The 17,353-nt window shown below is 44.9% G+C and carries 12 protein-coding genes; 2 read left to right on the top strand and 10 right to left on the bottom strand.

Going from position 1 to position 17,353, the window contains the following annotated elements; translation table 11 throughout:
• Nucleotides 1-111: 111 nt before the first annotated feature.
• From gatB to O3620_RS02355, 8 genes are all read right to left on the bottom strand, one after another.
• Nucleotides 112-1,545 (bottom strand): Asp-tRNA(Asn)/Glu-tRNA(Gln) amidotransferase subunit GatB, encoded by a 1,434-nt coding sequence (gene gatB / locus O3620_RS02320; RefSeq protein ID WP_002919522.1) that lies wholly within the window; start codon nucleotides 1,543-1,545, stop codon nucleotides 112-114.
• The gene (gatA, locus tag O3620_RS02325) at nucleotides 1,545-3,011 is read right to left on the bottom strand and encodes an Asp-tRNA(Asn)/Glu-tRNA(Gln) amidotransferase subunit GatA (protein WP_002919523.1); all 1,467 of its coding nucleotides are present in this window, start codon (nucleotides 3,009-3,011) and stop codon (nucleotides 1,545-1,547) included. The genes gatB and gatA overlap by 1 nt, the downstream gene beginning before the upstream one ends.
• Nucleotides 3,011-3,313: an Asp-tRNA(Asn)/Glu-tRNA(Gln) amidotransferase subunit GatC gene (gene gatC, locus O3620_RS02330; RefSeq protein ID WP_002896305.1), complete on the bottom strand. Its 303-nt coding sequence runs from the start codon at nucleotides 3,311-3,313 to the stop codon at nucleotides 3,011-3,013. The genes gatA and gatC overlap by 1 nt, the downstream gene beginning before the upstream one ends.
• Nucleotides 3,314-3,516: 203 nt before the next feature.
• Nucleotides 3,517-5,253 (bottom strand): aspartate--tRNA ligase, encoded by a 1,737-nt coding sequence (gene aspS / locus O3620_RS02335; protein ID WP_002919524.1) that lies wholly within the window; start codon nucleotides 5,251-5,253, stop codon nucleotides 3,517-3,519.
• 311 nt (nucleotides 5,254-5,564) lie between these two features.
• Entirely contained in the window at nucleotides 5,565-6,122 is a 558-nt protein-coding gene (locus O3620_RS02340) for a cysteine hydrolase family protein (RefSeq protein WP_002911884.1), read from the bottom strand.
• Complete coding sequence (codY, locus tag O3620_RS02345) at nucleotides 6,122-6,910, bottom strand: GTP-sensing pleiotropic transcriptional regulator CodY (protein WP_002896308.1); 789 nt, start codon at nucleotides 6,908-6,910, stop codon at nucleotides 6,122-6,124. The genes O3620_RS02340 and codY overlap by 1 nt, the downstream gene beginning before the upstream one ends.
• Nucleotides 6,911-7,111: 201 nt before the next feature.
• Nucleotides 7,112-9,697 carry an SEC10/PgrA surface exclusion domain-containing protein gene (locus O3620_RS02350; protein WP_080558672.1) on the bottom strand — a complete coding sequence of 862 codons (2,586 nt, stop codon included), beginning with the start codon at nucleotides 9,695-9,697 and terminating at the stop codon, nucleotides 7,112-7,114.
• Nucleotides 9,698-10,018: 321 nt separating this feature from the next.
• Nucleotides 10,019-11,233 carry a pyridoxal phosphate-dependent aminotransferase gene (locus O3620_RS02355; protein WP_032908228.1) on the bottom strand — a complete coding sequence of 405 codons (1,215 nt, stop codon included), beginning with the start codon at nucleotides 11,231-11,233 and terminating at the stop codon, nucleotides 10,019-10,021.
• A 345-nt stretch (nucleotides 11,234-11,578) separates the two neighbouring features.
• Between O3620_RS02355 and O3620_RS02360 the strand changes: the two genes are divergently transcribed.
• Nucleotides 11,579-12,031, top strand: coding sequence for a universal stress protein (locus tag O3620_RS02360; RefSeq protein ID WP_002896311.1), 453 nt, complete (start codon nucleotides 11,579-11,581; stop codon nucleotides 12,029-12,031).
• 25 nt (nucleotides 12,032-12,056) lie between these two features.
• On the opposite strand, the gene O3620_RS02365 is transcribed toward O3620_RS02360, so the two are convergent.
• A complete protein-coding gene (locus tag O3620_RS02365; RefSeq protein WP_032912987.1) occupies nucleotides 12,057-13,448 on the bottom strand; it encodes a Cof-type HAD-IIB family hydrolase in 1,392 nt (463 codons plus the stop codon).
• Between the two features lie 180 nt (nucleotides 13,449-13,628).
• Here O3620_RS02365 and O3620_RS02370 point away from each other — a divergent pair, with 180 nt between their 5' ends.
• The gene (locus tag O3620_RS02370; RefSeq protein ID WP_002919527.1) at nucleotides 13,629-14,591 is read left to right on the top strand and encodes an asparaginase; all 963 of its coding nucleotides are present in this window, start codon (nucleotides 13,629-13,631) and stop codon (nucleotides 14,589-14,591) included.
• 713 nt (nucleotides 14,592-15,304) lie between these two features.
• On the opposite strand, the gene recG is transcribed toward O3620_RS02370, so the two are convergent.
• Nucleotides 15,305-17,320, bottom strand: a complete 2,016-nt coding sequence (recG, locus tag O3620_RS02375) for an ATP-dependent DNA helicase RecG (protein WP_371601383.1) — start codon at nucleotides 17,318-17,320, stop codon at nucleotides 15,305-15,307.
• Nucleotides 17,321-17,353: the final 33 nt, after the last annotated feature.

Genomic DNA, 17,353 nt, shown 5'->3' on the forward strand with positions numbered 1-17,353 from the left:
TTTACTCCTTAATTATAATCCAAAGTTGTCACTTGGTCAACGCTTTATACAGTTGAATTTTTTAGATTTCTACATAAAAAACCAGCCTCACGACTGGTTTTCTACTTATTTCTACAATTTCTCCAACTCTTCATTGAGCAGTTTTTGTGCTACTTGTGGGTTGGCTTGGCCCTTAGTGGCCTTCATGAGCTGGCCAATCAGGGATTTGGCTGCATTCTTATTGCCGCCCTTATAGTCATTGATAGCTTTTTCATTGTTTGCAAATACTTCTTGGATAATAGGAAGAAGTTGGGCAGGGTCTGAGATTTGAATCAAGCCTGCTTTCTGCACATACTCTTTAGCAGAGCCGCCATTTTTGGCTAGATGGACAAAGACCTTCTTAGCAATCTTAGAGGAAATCGTTCCGTCTGCAATCAGAGCAATCATCTCAGTCAGGTTCTCAGGAGTCAGCTCAATCTCAGTGATGGTCTTGCCTTCTGCATTAAGGTATTGAGCCACTTCTCCTTGGAGCCAGTTAGAGACAGCCTTAGCGTCACCTCCTGCTGTAAGAGCTGCTTCAAAGAAGTCTGACACAGCCTTCGTCGCTGTCAACTGCTTGGCATCGTAGTCAGACAGACCATAGTCGCCCACATACTTAGCTCGGCGTTCTTTTGGAAAGGCTGGCAGGCTGCTGCGTACTTGCTCAATCCAAGTATCTTCAATCTCAAAGATAGGCAGATCAGGCTCTGGGAAGTAACGGTAGTCCGCTGAACCTTCCTTAACCCGCATGAGCAAGGTTTCGCCAGTAGCTTCGTCATAACGACGGGTTTCCTGACGGATTTGGCCACCGCTGCGTAGAATTTCTGCCTGGCGTTTTTCCTCAAATGCCAGACCCTTGCGGACAAAGTTGAAGGAGTTGAGGTTTTTCAGCTCAGTCTTGGTACCAAATTCTTCCTGACCGTAAGGACGGATAGAAATATTGGCGTCAACACGCATGGAGCCCTCTTCCATCTTGACATCAGAAATGCCCGTGTACTGGATGATTTCCTTGAGAGCAGTCAGATAGGCATAAGCTTCTTCTGGACTGCGCATATCTGCTTCGGATACAATCTCAATCAGTGGCACTCCTTGACGGTTGAGGTCAACATAAGAATAGCCGTCACTACCGTGGGTATTCTTTCCGGCATCTTCTTCCAAGTGGGCCCGCTCGATACGGATTTTCTTGGTCGTGCCATCTTCTAACTCAATCTCAATCCAGCCATTGTAGCCAATCGGCTCATCAAACTGAGAAATTTGATAGGCTTTTGGATTGTCCGGATAGAAGTAATTCTTGCGGTCAAAGTGCATCTTCTGGTGAATATCCATGTTCAAAGCCAGAGCAGCCTTGATACCATAGTCGATAACACCTTTATTCATAACAGGCAAAACACCAGGGAAGGACCAGTCAATGATATTGGTGTTGGCATTTGGATTTTCACCGAAGTGAGCTGGAGCTGGTGAGAAAATTTTTGAATTGGTCTTCAATTCAACATGGACTTCCAGTCCGATAACTGTTTCAAAGTTCATTATTTTTCACCTCCAAAGATAACTGGCTGCTGTTTGTGATAGTCAGTCGTCGCTTCAAATGCTGCGGCTGCCTGATAGATGGTCGCTTCATCGAAGTGGTTACCAATCAGTTGCAAGCCGACAGGAAGACCATCTGCAAAGCCGGCTGGGATTGAAATGCCCGGCAGGCCAGCCAGATTGACTGGAATGGTCAAAAGGTCAGCCAGATACATGGCCACTGGATCTTGGTTTTGACTGCCCAAGTCATAAGCTACCGTTGGTGCAGTTGGACCTAAAATCAAATCATATTTCTCAAAAACCTTGGCAAAATCCTGCATAATCAAGGTCCGAACCTGACCAGCTTTCTTGAAGTAAGCATCGTAGTAACCAGATGACAGACTGAAAGTTCCCAGCATGATACGGCGTTTCACTTCTTCACCAAAGCCTTCGCTGCGAGATTTGACATAGACATCTTCTAGATTTTCAATGCCTTCTGCACGGTAGCCATAGCGAATACCGTCAAAACGCTGCAGGTTAGAACTGGCTTCAGAAGAAGCAATAATATAGTAGACTGCCACGCCGTACTTGCTGTGAGGCAGGCTAACTTCTTCAACGATAGCTCCTAGACTTTCCAAGTGCTTGGCTGCTGCCAGAATCGTTTCCTTGACCTTGCTGTCAATTCCCTCACCCATGTATTCCTTAGGCAGGGCAATCTTCATACCCTTGATGTCTTGGCCAATCTTGCTGGTAAAGTCTGGCACTTCCTCTTGTGATGATGTCGAATCCTTAGGATCATTACCAGAAATAACATTCAGAAGTTGAGCATTTTCCTTAACTGTCTGAGAGAAAGGCCCAATCTGGTCTAAAGAAGAACCAAAAGCAATGAGACCAAAACGCGAAACCCGGCCGTAGGTTGGCTTGAGACCAACTACACCGTTAAAGGAAGCCGGCTGACGAATAGAACCACCCGTATCAGAACCCAGTGATAGACGAACTTGACCAGAAGCAACAGCTGTTGCTGAACCACCAGATGATCCACCAGGAACCTTGCTGCTGTCCCAAGCATTCTTAGTCGTCTTAAAGTAAGAATTTTCGCTGGATCCACCCATGGCAAACTCGTCCATGTTGGTCTTCCCAACGATAATCATGTCCTTACCATAGAGCTTCTCTACGCTAGTAGCATCGAAAATCGGCTTGTAATTATAGAGTATCTTGGAGGCAGCCGTCGTTAAGATTCCCTTGGTTGAGATATTGTCCTTAACTGCCAGCGGAATCCCGCTCATAAGATTGTCCGCATCAATGCCCTTGGCATCTAGAGCCGCAGCCTGAGCCAAAGCTTCCTCTTCGCTGACAGTAATGAAGCTGTCCACAGCTGCTTCACGTTCTTTGATATCCGTCAAGGTTGCCTGAGTTAACTCTACCGCAGAAATTTCTTTCTTGACCAGCAAATCATGCAGTTCTTCAATGGTCTTGTGATTAAAAGTCATTAGGCATCTCCTCCGTCATCTAGGATGGCAGGCACTTTAATGTAGCCCCGCTCTTTTTCAGGTACATTTTGGAAAAGCTCTTCCCGGTTCCAGCCCGGCTGAGCCACATCTTCTCGCATATAGTTGATATTAGCAGCTACATTAGAAGTGAAAGGCACACCCTCCGTGTCCACTTCATTGAGCAATTCGACCATATCGACAATCTTGGTTAAGGTCGTCGCAAACTCAGCAGTTTCTTCTGGTGAAAAAGCCAGTTTTGACAACTTTGCTACGTGACTTACTTCTTCTTGAGTAATCTTCATCTCTGATTCCTTTCATAAGATATGTGAGCTTTAGCGACTGAAAATAAGAATTTCTAGATGATATCTTTATTTCCAAGCTTCAGCTCACCTTTACTTTGACAAGCTAGGGACGCTCATTTATTTGCCATCCGCTAGCTCTTTTCTTCAGCTTCTTCCTGCCATTCTTCAGGAATTCGCATCATTTCATTTTACCATATTTCAGGCTAATTCTTCAATTCCAAATGCAGTTCTTTGAGCTGTCTTAGATCCACCAAACTTGGACTTTCCAGCATAGGATCAAAGCCAGTACCATTTTTCGGAAAGGCGATGACTTGGCGGATATTTTCTTCCCCAGCCAAAATCATAACCAAGCGATCTAAGCCCAGAGCCAAGCCGCCGTGTGGTGGGAAGCCGTATTCTAAGGCTTCCAGGAAGAAACCAAAGTCCCGTTCATAGTCTTCTCGGCTCATGCCTAAAAGCTCAAACATAGCTTCCTGAGCCTTCCGGTCATGAATCCGCAGACTCCCACCGCCAATTTCATAGCCATTCAAGACGATGTCGTAGGCATGGCTGCGGAATTGGTCTGGCTCCTGTCTATCTTCAAAAATCCCCTGTGTGAAAGGATGGTGCATGGCTTGATAGCGATTTTGGTCTTCATTCCGCTCCAGCAGCGGCCAATCCACAACCCAGAGGAAATGAAGCAGACTCGGGTCAATCAAATCTAAAGCTTTTGCGACTTCTATACGCAGATGTCCCAAAGCTTCCTGAGCCCGACGCTTCTTAGCCATGACTAGCAGAATCAAATCTCCATCCTTGGCCTCAAAACGTGCTAGTAAATCCTGACTCTCAGCCTCAAAGGTACTAGCCAAATCTCCAACCAACTGGCCATTTTCAACCTTTAGATTGGCAAAACGACTGCAACCAAATTCCTTCATTTCCTGATAGTAGTGACTCAGCTGTTTCTTGCTAAAAGCACTAGCCGCATCTGGCACACAGATCCCCATCACCTTTTCTTGATTATCCAAGGCTTTCTTGATGAGCAGCGAGTCATTGGACTGACACAAATCCGTCAAAGTCTTTAGCTCCAGACCAAAGCGCGTATCCGGTTTATCAGAACCAAAGCGGCTCATAGCCTCTTCATAGCTGATAGTCGGAAAAGCTTCTGTCAGTTCTAAACTATGAGTTTTCTTGACAACAGCCTTGAGCATGGCTTCAACCAGAGCTCGGATTTCTTCCTCGCTGGCAAAACTCAGCTCTAAGTCCACCTGGGTAAACTCTGGCTGACGGTCTCCCCGCAGGTCTTCGTCACGGAAACAACGAACAATCTGATAATAGCGCTCGAGTCCAGCGCCCATCAATAACTGCTTGAGCATCTGTGGGCTCTGAGGCAGCGCGTAGAATTGATTTTTAAAGACCCGACTAGGAACTAAGAAATCTCTAGCACCTTCAGGAGTTGATTTGGTCAGATAAGGTGTCTCCACTTCCAAAAAGTCCAAATCATTCAAATATTCCCGAATGGTTGATGTGACCTGGTGACGAAGTTTGAGGTTATGTGTCATCTTCTCACGGCGCAAGTCCAGATAGCGGTATTTCTGACGCAGGTCTTCCCCAGTATGGGCATGCTGGTCCAGCTCAAAAGGCAGGGCCTTGCTGCTAGCAATGACCTCAATCTTCTCAGCCCTTAGCTCAACCTGACCAGACTTAATAGCCTTGTTGACAAAGCGCTCTTCCCGCTGAACTACTTGCCCAGTCACTGCAATGACATCCTCTTTACCAATGTCTTCCAGCTTAGCAAAATCTTCGATTTCACCGCCAACGAAGACCTGAAGCAAGCCTTCGCGGTCCCGCAATTCAATAAAGGCTAGCTTGCCGTGATTGCGGATATTGGCCACCCAGCCAGTTGCGGTCATGGTCTGTCCGACCTGCTCTAAACCATAATTTCCGATAAAAATTTCTTTCATGTTCTTTCCCTCTCAAATCAATTCGTAGCTCCACCCTGCTGTTCAGGATATTAGCTATATTTCCCCATCGTCTTCACTGGACCTACTGCAAAATAAAAAGCTTCCGTCTCTAAAACAGACGAAAGCCGTGGTACCACTGTTATTCGCCGCCCTAAAAGGCAGCCTCTGAACTCGTAACGTGAGCGACGTTTGTGCTTAATCACACAAAAGATTACGAAACATGTTCTTCGGCTTTTGCTTTCTTGGTGCTGCTCTCAGCCATCAGCACTCTCTGTGCAAGTCAGCAAGCCTACTCTGCTTCTCTTTTACTTTTAAATTGTATCTATTATAGTCGAACCCAGAACATTTTGCAAGTGGTTTAAGGCAAATTTGTGATTTTCCTCTGACAGAGAAGCCACAGCTGGCTCTACCACCTGAATCTGATAACCAAGATTATAGGCATCAATTGCTGTATGCAGGACGCAAATATCCGTCAAGACTCCTGTCAAAATAACTGTATCTACCTTTCTTTCCCGCAATCGAATATCTAAATCCGTGCCAGAAAAGGCAGAATAATGACGCTTATCCATCCAAAAGACCCGAGAGTCTGCTTGATGCTTGTCATAAAAATCAGCCAAAGGACCATAAAGATTGCGACCGCTAGTTCCTTTGATATTGTGAGGCGGAAACAGCTTGCTTTCTGGGTGAAAGGCATCATTCTCATCATGGGCATCAATAGCAAAGAAGATATAATCGCCTCTGTCAAAAGCTGCCTTAGTCACTTGAGCAATGGCTTCAGAAATTGCCTGTGCTGGCGCTCCTGCTGTCAACTTGCCCTCATCTGCGACAAAATCAACTGTATAATCAATGGAAATCAGTGCTTTAGCCATTAGTAGTCCCTCTTTTTAATTTCATCAAAGACATCTGGAATCAGAACTTTCAGATAAGTTCCCTTCATTCCCAGTGAGCGGCTTTCAATAATCCCAGCACTTTCCAGCTTGCGCAAGGCATTAACAATCACTGAGCGGGTAATCCCGATACGGTCAGCAATGACAGATGCTGTCAGCTGGCCTTCATTGCCATTGAGCTCTCCCAAAATTGCTGAAACAGCTCTCAGTTCTGAGTAAGACAGAGTATTGACTGCCATGGTCACTGCCGTCCGGCGGCGGATATTTTTTTCATCCTCTTCCCGCTGGAAGTTAAGCAGCTGGATACCAACCACTGTGCTGGCAATCTCAACCAAAATCAGATCATCGTCCGCAAATTCCTTGTCATTGCGCCAGATAATCAATGAACCCAAACGAATACCTGAAACATGAATGGGAGCAATGGTAGTCAGGCCATCTGGAAAATCATCCTTGGTCTCCACTGGGAAAATCGTCAAATCATGCGTCACCGGCAGATTAGCTTCCGTTTCATAAACCAGATTGGCTTCTTGGACATACTCCTCTGGGAAATTCTTATCTTGGAAAAAAGCTTCTACACGGTCATTATTGGTCTTGTAGCGCATGAAATAGCCTAGAAGACGTCCCTTGCTATTGATAATGCAGGCATTGCAGTGGATAATATCAGCCAACTGACGCGTAATAGCATTATAGGGCAAATCTTCCTGCATCTGCTCTTCCGAGCGCTTCAGAATAGACGTAATTTTTCGTGTTTTTTCTAGTAAATCGGCCATATTTTTACCTCATATTTATTAGCTTCATTGTAACATAAAAGCAGTGAAATTTCAATAATTATCTGAAAATTTTTTATTGAAAAACAATTACATACAATTCTATAAAATAAAGAATTTTTCAGGTATATGTCTTGATATGTCAAGTTATATTAAACAAAAAACAGTCAAGAATTTGACTGTTTTTGATTACTTTTGTTCTTTCTAATCAAGAAAACGTTTCTTGTAGAACAATTTCATAGCCATGAGCAGAAGCATTTGGCCTGCTAGAATAAGCCAAGAAGAATGTTCCCCTGTCTTAGGTAAGACATGACCTGAAGCAGCTGCCTGTTTATGATTTACAGGGCTAGCACTTCCAGCATCTCCAGTAGTTCCAAGAGCTGTATGCTGAGGATCTCCTACTTGTCCAGTAAGCGGATAGCTAGCGAAGCGCTCCTCTGTGTGAGCCAAAACAGACTGATAATAGCGAATATCTTCTTCCTTATTTTGCTCAGCATATGTTTGAGCTAGCAAGTCGTATGTCGCCTTAGCTTGTGCTTGAACTGCAGTTAAAACTGCTACTTTTGCTTCTTGATCTGTTTGAGCTGTAAGAGCTGCTTGGTAAGCAGCCTGAGCTGCGGCTAGTTTAGTTTTAGCTTGTTCCAAGTTTTCTTCTGCATTTTCAAGATTTGACAATGACTCTTTAGCCATTTGCAAAGCTGCTTCAGCATCTGTAACAGCTTTTTCAAGAGTAGTCTTTCTTTCTTTTGCTGCATTCAAAGCTGCGTCTAGCTGAGCCAACTTATCTGATTCGGTTTTTAGAGCTTCTTGAGCTGCGGCAACTGTCGCTTGAACAGCAGTCAGAGCTGCTTGGGCCTGAGTTAATTTTTCTGCTTTAGTCTTGTCATCCAAGTTTGAGTTTTGCAGGGCTGCTTGTGCTACTGCCAAAGCCGCTTGATCAGCTGCCAACTTCTCTTGAGCTGCAGCAAGAGCTGCTTGAGCCTGAGCAGTTGCTGACTCACCTGCTTTAGCTTGTGCCTGAGCCAGTTGCTGGTTGGCTTGCTCTAAGGCTGCGGCCTTCCGATTGTAAGTGGTTTGAGCAACTCCCTTAGATGCCAGAGCCAGTTGATTGGCTTTGAAGGCAGAGTCATAGGCAGTTTGAGCCTTAGCTACTTCCTGCGGATCTACTTTTGCTGTTGCAGCTTTGCCTGTAATCGGGCTGGCATTGAAGTTCTTTTTGCTGGCATATTTGACCTGATCTTCTGACACCATGGTGAAATGAGCCATAGTGATGTCGCTTTCCATTGAGAAATCAACACCCAGATAGTTTTTCTGGCGACCAGTATTGAGACCAGAGATAGAGGTAGCATGTAGCCATTCATAGCCATTAAACATGAATTCAACAACGGAATCATAGATTCGTCTCTTCATTTCAGCCACACTCATTTGGCCAGCTTTTTCTCTCCAAATATAAGCGTTTTCATAATACTGGAGACCTTTGCTCTCTTGCTCAGCACTTGTGGTCATTAAACCATATTCACGCGCTACGCGGTTAATTGCTTTAGCATCGTGATGGTATTTCTCCATCAAATCCCAGTTCCAGTTGTCTTTGCGGTATTCTGTTGCCACCTTATCAGCGAAATCAATTGAAGACGGTGTTACAACTACTTCGCCTGTTCCCATCTGAGCACGCAGCTGGTTGATGAGTTCTGAAGCAAACTGTGAAAGTTCCTGACGAACATTCTGTGGAATATTGTTGGTATCAATCAAAGCTTTGCTATCTGTAGGATCTGCTACGTAACGATTGAGAGCCTTAGCACTGGCATTAAGTGCAGCCAGTCTATTTTGAATCTCATTAGTTTTTTGCTCTGATAAATTCGGTGCGATTAGCTCTCTCAAGGCTGCAATGTATTCCGGCGTCATAGACACACGGTTTTTATTGCTAGAAGCTTCAGTAGTAATTTTTCCAGCTTGAGCCTTTTGCAAAGCCTGTTGAGCTTGGTTCAGATCTGACTGAGTCTTCTCAGCTGCAGCAGTTTTTTCCTGCAAGTTCTTTTGGGAAGCATCACGAGCCGTCTTAGCTTGAGTCTGGTTGTTCTGAGCTTTTGCAACCTCAGCCTGCTTCTGACTGTCAGTCTGACGAGCTGTAGCTACTTTTGCTTGAGCTGTTTCAACAGCAGACTGGTCAGCTGCCACCTTGTCTTGGGCCGCTTTCACATTTTTTTCTGCTTTAGCTGTAGCGTCCCCACTTAGGTTGGCCTGAGCTTCCTTCACGTCATTTTGAGCTTTAGCAAGGCGTCCTTCTTGAGTTTTCGCTTGCTCTTGAGCTTCTTTAGTCTTGGCTGCCTGGGCATCGCGCTCAGCTTCAGCCGTCTTAGTTGCTTGGTCAGCTTTAGCCAGTTCTGACTTGTTGCTGTCCACTTGAGCTTTTTGATTGCTCTCTTCTTGCCTAGCTGTTTCAATAGCTTCCGGACCAGCTTTATCAGCTGCCTCCTGTGCCCGGTTAGCTTCAGCTTGTGCTTGCTCGACCTGACTTTGAGCCGCAGCAGTATTTGCCTGAGCTTGAGCCAAATCAGCTTTCCCTTGTGCAACATTGCTGTCGGCTTCTTGTACAAGAGCCTGAGCAGCGTCTACCTGTTCTTTCGAAACAGATTCATCCTTCTGTGTGTTTTCCGCCTGTGGTTGGCTTTGACTAACGGGCGCATCAGAATAAGACTGATTATCAACTAATTGATCAGCCTGAACTCCTTCTGCGAGCACCAAAGACAATGCCGCTGCACTGACAGAAAAAGCACTAAGTGTCTTTTTCATTGTCAATATAATCTCCTCCACTTTTTCATCATTGTTAAAAACATTGACAAACACATTCTATCATGTTTGTCTTCTGGAAGGAAGACGCTAACACATTTTTTTAAGCATTTTTGGACAGATACATAAAAAATGTTGGACAAATTCCTAAAAAATGTCGGTAAAACCGCCTATAATTTTTACCAATCGACCTCAAATTCAATTTTCAGAGCATCTTGATTTTTTTATTTTTGCAATTCAAAGACAGACATTAAACTAAAAAATATGTAAGATAGATAAGAAAAAGGCCGGAACCTTGTCCAGCCTTTTTGTAGCATCCGCTTATTAACGGCGATATTGGCGCAAGAAGCGCGTCATTTTTTCTTGGATTTGAGCTAGCTCATCTACTCGAGGCAGATAAACGATTCGGAAATGATCTGGGTCCTTCCAGTTAAAGCCTCGTCCATGGACGAGAAGGACTTTTTCCTGCTTGAGAAAATTGAGCACAAACTGCTCATCATCGTCGATACGATACATGTTACGGTCAATTTTCGGGAAAATATAGAGACCTGCTTTAGGTTTTACGGCTGACAGTCCCGGGATGTCCTGAATAGCCTGATAGATGAAATTACGCTGTTCATAGATACGACCACCTGGCAAAAGCAGTTCATCCACAGATTGGTGACCGCCAAGTGAGGTTTGGACGACTTGCTGAGCCAAGACATTGGAGCACAGGCGCATATTGGAGAGCATGTTTAACCCTTCGATATAACCCTTAACATGATGCTTAGGTCCAGATAGCACCATCCAGCCAACCCGGAAGCCTGCGATTCGGTGCGACTTGGAAAGACCATTCATGCTGACACAGAAGATATCAGGAGCCAGACTAGCCACAGACGTATGGACATTGCCGTCCATCACCATGCGGTCATAAATTTCATCCGCAAAGATAATGAGATTATTTTGGCGAGCAATTTCCACAATCTCCAGCAGCAGTTCCTTAGGATAAAGCGCTCCCGTAGGATTATTAGGGTTAATGATAATGATAGCCTTGGTATTAGATGTGATTTTTGACTTAATATCGTCAATATCTGGATACCATTCTGCCTGCTCATCACAGACATAGTGAACAGCATTCCCACCAGCCAGACTGACTGCAGCCGTCCAGAGTGGGTAGTCTGGCATTGGTACCAGCACCTCATCTCCGTCATCCAGCAATCCCTGCATGGACATGACAATCAGCTCGCTGACACCATTTCCCAGATAAATGTCATCAATATCTACATTAGGAAAATTCTTAAGCTGACAATACTGCATGATAGCCTTACGGGCTGAAAAAATTCCCTTGGAATCAGAGTAGCCCTCACTGTCACGCGCATTCATAATCAAATCATGAATGACCTCATCTGGAGCGGTAAAACCAAATTCAGCCGGATTCCCTGTATTGAGGCGGAGAATCTTTTCACCATTGGCCCGCATGCGCATAGCTTCGTCCAAAACTGGACCGCGAATATCATAGGCAACATGTTCCAGCTTGCTGGACTTGTCAAATTCTTTCATTCTTATTTTTCCTCTATTCATCAGAATGTTACCATTATACCACCAGAAAAAGCGATTGACAACAATAAAATAAACTCGCTTTTCATGTAATTAAAAAGAGAATTATTGAACAAAAAGACCCATTCCTTTTCTAATCCCTCAAAGCAACGGACTCTTTCTCAGCTTGCAATTTTCTGACAGCATTTCCATTTTATCTTTACTTTTTTTCTGAAAAGGGTTACAATAGAAACAAGAAAATAGTTGCAAATCACTCGGACGTTATGGACTGATTGATTTTTGGTCAGCCCAATCATTCTGCGAATGATGCGACGTCCTTTGCCGACCATTTTAAAAGGAGGTAGCTCTATGACTCAGAAATATGAAAACATTATGGTTGCTGTAGATGGTTCTCACGAATCCGAACTAGCCTTTGAAAAGGGCGTTAACGTGGCTCTCCGAAACGGATCTCGTCTCACTATCGCCCATGTCATTGACACCCGGGCTTTGCAAAGTGTCTCAACCTTTGATGCAGATGTCTATGAAGACTTACAAGAAGATGCCAAAAAGCTGACAGCTGAGTTGAAAGAAAAGGCTCAAAAATCCGGTATCAAGTATGTTGACATTGTCATTGAGATGGGCAATCCCAAGACTCTCTTGGCTACAGATATCCCAGAAGAGCACAAGGTAGATCTGATCATGGTTGGTGCTACCGGTCTCAATGCCTTTGAACGGCTGCTAGTCGGTTCTTCCTCCGAATATATCCTGCGCCACGCCAAGGTTGACTTGCTAGTGGTCAGAGACCCAGAAAAAACTTTATAAAAACTAGAGCAGTTCAATGACTGCTCTAGTTTTCTTCTTTCTGCTCTATGCTACGCTGGTAGGCCTGAATCTGTCGTTCCAGTTCTTCTTTAATAGCTCCTTCGGGAGCGTATTTTTCTTCCCAATCATCTGGTTTGAGGATTTTATGGGTGACGGGGTCAAAGTGAGCCTTCCCGTCTGGGAAAATTTTGCCCATATTGGCCCGATGGACAATATCGAACAGCTGCTCTGGATCTACTCCCATCAGGACAAAACTGCCATAAGTGAAGTATAGAGTATCAATCAAGGCATCTACCTGACCGACTAGAGAAACCTCAGCCTGACTCTTGGAGCGAACCTTGTCAGCAGCCTTGTCAAGCGCTTGATGGAGATAGGCTACAGAACTGTTAAAGTCTTCCTCTGAATTACTAGCTGCTCGCAGAAACTCGACCAGCTCTTCCAGCTTAAAGCCTGCCCGATAGCGAGCGTCCTGAGGCGTCCAGGCAATCGGTTCTTCTTGAGTGCTTTCATCCATGACACTATGGAACTCTTTAACCTTATTAAAGTGATGGTCGCTGCTGGTAAAGACCTTTTCCCTCGCTAGGATACCAAAATGCTCCAGAGCCTTATGAATCCCATCCTGACTATTGCTGCTAGTTGTATGCTTGGCCACTTCCTTGACCGAGCTGGTCCCATTTCCCATAGCAATGGATAGGCCAACTCCCGATAGCATTTCCAAGTCATTGTCAGAGTCGCCGAAGGCCATGACCTGATGAATGTCAAAGCCGTATTCCTTGCCGACTCGGCGAATTCCCTCTAGCTTAGACGTGTCTTTATTGATAATATCGACCGCATAGGGGCTGCTGCGGGTAAATTTCAAATCAGGGAAGTCTGCTTCAATCTTACGGCTTTCTTCTGGGCTTGCCAAAATCAATGCTTGGTAAATTGGCTCCTGTATCAACTGCAGGAGATCCTTTTCATGCTGTGGTAAGGCCTTACTGATAACCTTATTAAATCCATGACTGACTGTTCGCGCCATTCGCTTAGGGATGAAGCGGCTAGTCCACTGGGAGAAAGGGCTCATGCCGAAGGACATAATCTTGGAGCCCAGCATAGCCTCAGCCGTCCCCAAGGAAATTTCTTTCCGATGCTTCTTAGCATAGGCGATCAAATCCCGCAAACTCTGCTTGTCAATGGGACTGGCAGAAATCACTCTGTCTCTTGAAAAAATGTACTGGCCATTATAGGTCACAGCAAAATCTAAGTCCAATTGCTCCATAAAAGGTTTGACAAAGAAAGGACCGCGGCCGGTTGCCAAACCGACTAATATTCCTTGCTCCTTTAAACTCTGAATAGCCTTTTCTGTAGATTTCAAAACCGTTCGACTGTCATTGACCAGTGTCCCATCAATATCAAAAAAGACGGCCTTTACTTCCATTGATTTTCTCATTCTTTCCTTTTATGATACAATAAATTATAACACAAAAATGACATACAATCACATGAATTGCAGAAAAGAAAAGCTGGAGTAATATCTATGCAACAGGATTGAAAACTCTATGAAAACAGAATGTAAGCTTTCAAATCTGCATCATAACTACAAGGAGAAAAAAGATTTATGACAAAGAAAATCTTGGTCCTGCACACAGGAGGAACCATTTCCATGCAGGCTGACGGCTCTGGGGCTGTCGTTACCAATGCTGATAACCCCATGAACCATGTGACAGTTCCGCTTGAAGGGATTGAGACAGAAGTCATTGACTTTTTTAACATTCCCAGTCCCCATATCACGCCCCAGCATATGCTCAAGCTCTACCAGAAAATCAAAGCCAGTGCTAACCAATTTGACGGAGTGGTCATTACTCATGGGACGGACACTTTAGAAGAGACGGCTTACTTTCTGGATACTATGCAGCTGCCGAAGATTCCGGTCGTTCTGACCGGGGCTATGCGCAGTTCCAATGAGCTGGGGAGCGACGGAGTCTATAACTACCTGACAGCCCTGCGGGTGGCTAGTGATGAAAAAGCCTGTGATAAAGGCGTGCTTGTCGTTATGAATGACGAGGCACATGCTGCCAAGTATGTAACCAAGACCCATACGACCAATGTCAGCACCTTCCAGACACCGACTCACGGACCGCTCGGCTTGATTATGAAGCAGGAGATTCTCTATTTTAAGACAGCGGAGCCTCGAGTCCGCTTTGACTTGAACAGCATTTCTGGTCTGGTGCCCATCATTCCAGCTTATGCAGGTATGAAGACAGAGTTGCTAGACATGCTGGATTTAGACAAAATAGACGGCCTCATCATAGAAGCATTCGGTGCTGGCAACCTCCCCAAGGAAGTAGCTGACAAGCTGGCTGATATGATAGCAGCCGGACTGCCAATCGCTCTGGTCTCTCGCTGCTTCAACGGAATCGCTGAGCCAGTCTATGCTTATGAAGGAGGCGGTGTCCAGCTGCACCAGGCTGGTATCTTCTTCGTCAAAGAGCTCAATGCCCAAAAAGCCAGAATCAAACTGCTCATCGCCCTGAACGCTGAACTCAAAGGCCAAGAACTCCGGGATTATATGGAAGGCTGAGAGAAAAAGTCCCTATTTATTTTCTTTAAATCAAAAATTGCTAAGGTTGCTTAGCACTTTTTTGACTCTTTCATATTCTAACACTGGGAAAACTTCATTGGATCGCTGGTCTTAGAAGATAACCTCAAACAGAGACTCTAGAATTTCAAAAATATAGTCACTTACCATAGGTCACCTCCATTTTCTGAGCTTGCTTAAATGTCTTCGGATAGTGGACTTTGATTGTAACTTTCATAGCTTTTACCTCGCTTATCATTCATTCTTTAAGAGCAAAAACGAAACTCTTGGAGTGTTTAGCTTCAAGTTTGGTCTCTAATCTTTTTGTTCTTACTTGGATATAAGGATACAGCCCTAAACTTAAGAATCTCTTATAGATTTCTTAGGGAAAGCTTATAGTCAACGAAATCCGGCAGCAATCCCTATCTACTATTTGAAAGGAACAAGTCTTTTCAATTAAATACAAAAAACTTCACCGATTGGGTGAAGCTTGTGATTGTTAGGAGATTTATGATGAAAAAATTCTAAATTATTCTTATTCTTTGAGTGGCTCATACCTCGCAAGTCTTCTAGTCTTCAAGCTTTGGTTACAGGATTTTAAGGGATGTTTACTTTGTCATTGGTCCTACCTCTTTCTTTGATTTGACAATAGTATAATTCCTCAAACTTAAAGCCTACTTATAAATAACTTGCAGGAAACTTAATCCAAAGAACTCTTAATCTAGGTAATCTCGCTTGTCCAAATGAAGAGCAATCAAGTGCCAACTAGGATCTGTCCGCCAGTTCGGATCAGCTGTAATCTGGCTGGCAACCTTTCTGGCTTCTTCTAAAATCGGATAATCTTCTACGATGTCTGCCACTTGAAACTCAGGAATACCAGACTGCCGAGTGCCAAAGATTTCTCCAGAGCCTCGCATTTTCAAATCCTCTTCAGCCAACAGGAAACCGTCGGTCGTTTCAGTCATGATTTTCATGCGACGCTTGCCCGACTCCGTCTTAGGATTGGCAACAAGGACGGCATAAGACTGCTTGTTCCCTCGGCCGACACGGCCTCTCAGCTGATGAAGCTGGCTGAGCCCGAAGCGGTCCGCATCCATAATGACCATCACCGTAGCATTGGGGACGTTGACTCCGACCTCAATGACCGTGGTAGAGACCAGAATATCAGTCCGTCCTTCCTTGAAGTCCTGCATAATCGCCTCTTTTTCCTCGTTCTTCATCTTGCCATGAAGCAGAGCCACTTGGGTCTGCCGACCAAAATAGGCTGTCAGTTCTTCTTCTAGGGCAATGGCATTCTTAAGATCCAGCGCCTCAGATTCCTCAATCAAGGGAGAAATAAAGTAGACCTGAGCGCCCTTGTGGAGCTCTTTTTTCAGCCAGTCGAGGACGACTTCCATCTGCTCATGCTTGACCCAGCGAGTGATGATAGGCTTGCGTCCTGCCGGCATCTGGTCAATAATGGACACATCCATATCACCAAAAGCTGTAATAGCAAGGGTTCTGGGAATTGGTGTCGCCGTCATCATGAGGACATCAGGATTGTCTCCCTTTTCCCGTAAAATCCGGCGCTGCTCCACCCCAAAGCGATGCTGCTCGTCAATAATGACCAAGCCCAATGCATGGTAACGGACTGCTTCCTGAATCAAGGCATGAGTTCCGACAATCATGTCCACCTGACCGTTTTCAATCGCTGCCAAGGTTTCCCGGCGCTCAGCTGCTTTCATCCCACCAGTTAGCAGGGCAAGCTTCAATTCTGGAAAAAGCTGAGCTAGACTGTCAAAATGCTGCTCAGCCAAAATTTCTGTTGGAACCATCAGAGCTGACTGAAAGCCAGCTGTATAAACAGCATACATAGCCAAACCAGCGACAACAGTCTTTCCACTTCCCACATCCCCCTGCAGCAGACGATTCATGTGTCCAGGCGACCGCAAATCCTGCAAAATCTCTGTCAGACTGCGCTCCTGAGCTGAAGTCAGTTCAAAAGGTAAGCTCTTCTTTTTCTCGGCCACAGCATCCAACTGCCAATCAATTTTTAATCCATTGCTGACAGCCTTGGTTTCTCTCTTCAAGACCTGCAGCTGCATTTGAAAATAAAAGAGTTCTTCAAATTTAACCCGCCGCAAAGCTTGCTTGTAATCAGTCAAATCCTTTGGAAAATGCATAGCCCGCACAGCCTCAACTCTGCTCACTAGCTGGTAGCGTTCCAGCAGGGGCTGGGGCAGATTTTCCTCTAAGAGCAAGTCCAAACCTTGGTCAAAGGCTGTCTTAATCAGCTTGACCAAACTAGCCTGACTAATTCCCTGAGCCAGCCGATAGACAGGCTGCAAGTCGTCCTCTACCTGAGCCAGAAGTTTCATGCCAGTCAGACTAGCCTTGGCTTTGTCCCACTTGCCAAAGACGGCTATATTAACTCCCACTTCAATCTTCTCTGCCAGATAAGGCTGATTAAAGAAATTAACTGCCAGAGCGACTTCTCCCTGCTTGATGGTAAAGCGCAGGCGGTTGCGTTTGTAGCCATAATACTGGACATTAGCTGGAGTCACGACCTGGCCAGAAACAACCGCCTTTTCTCCATCCTCCAAGTCTAGGACATTCTTACTCTTAAAATCCTCATAACGAAAAGGAAAATAAAGCAGTAAATCCTGCAAGGTCTCTAGACCCAGCTTGACAAATTTTTCTGCTGATTTCGGTCCCACACCAGGCAGAACCGTCAAAGGTTGGTGTAAATTCATAATTCCTCTTTCAGTTCTGATACTGCTGCGGAT

Source organism: Streptococcus sp. 27098_8_134 (genome assembly GCF_041431675.1).
Lineage (GTDB): Bacteria > Bacillota > Bacilli > Lactobacillales > Streptococcaceae > Streptococcus > Streptococcus sanguinis_R.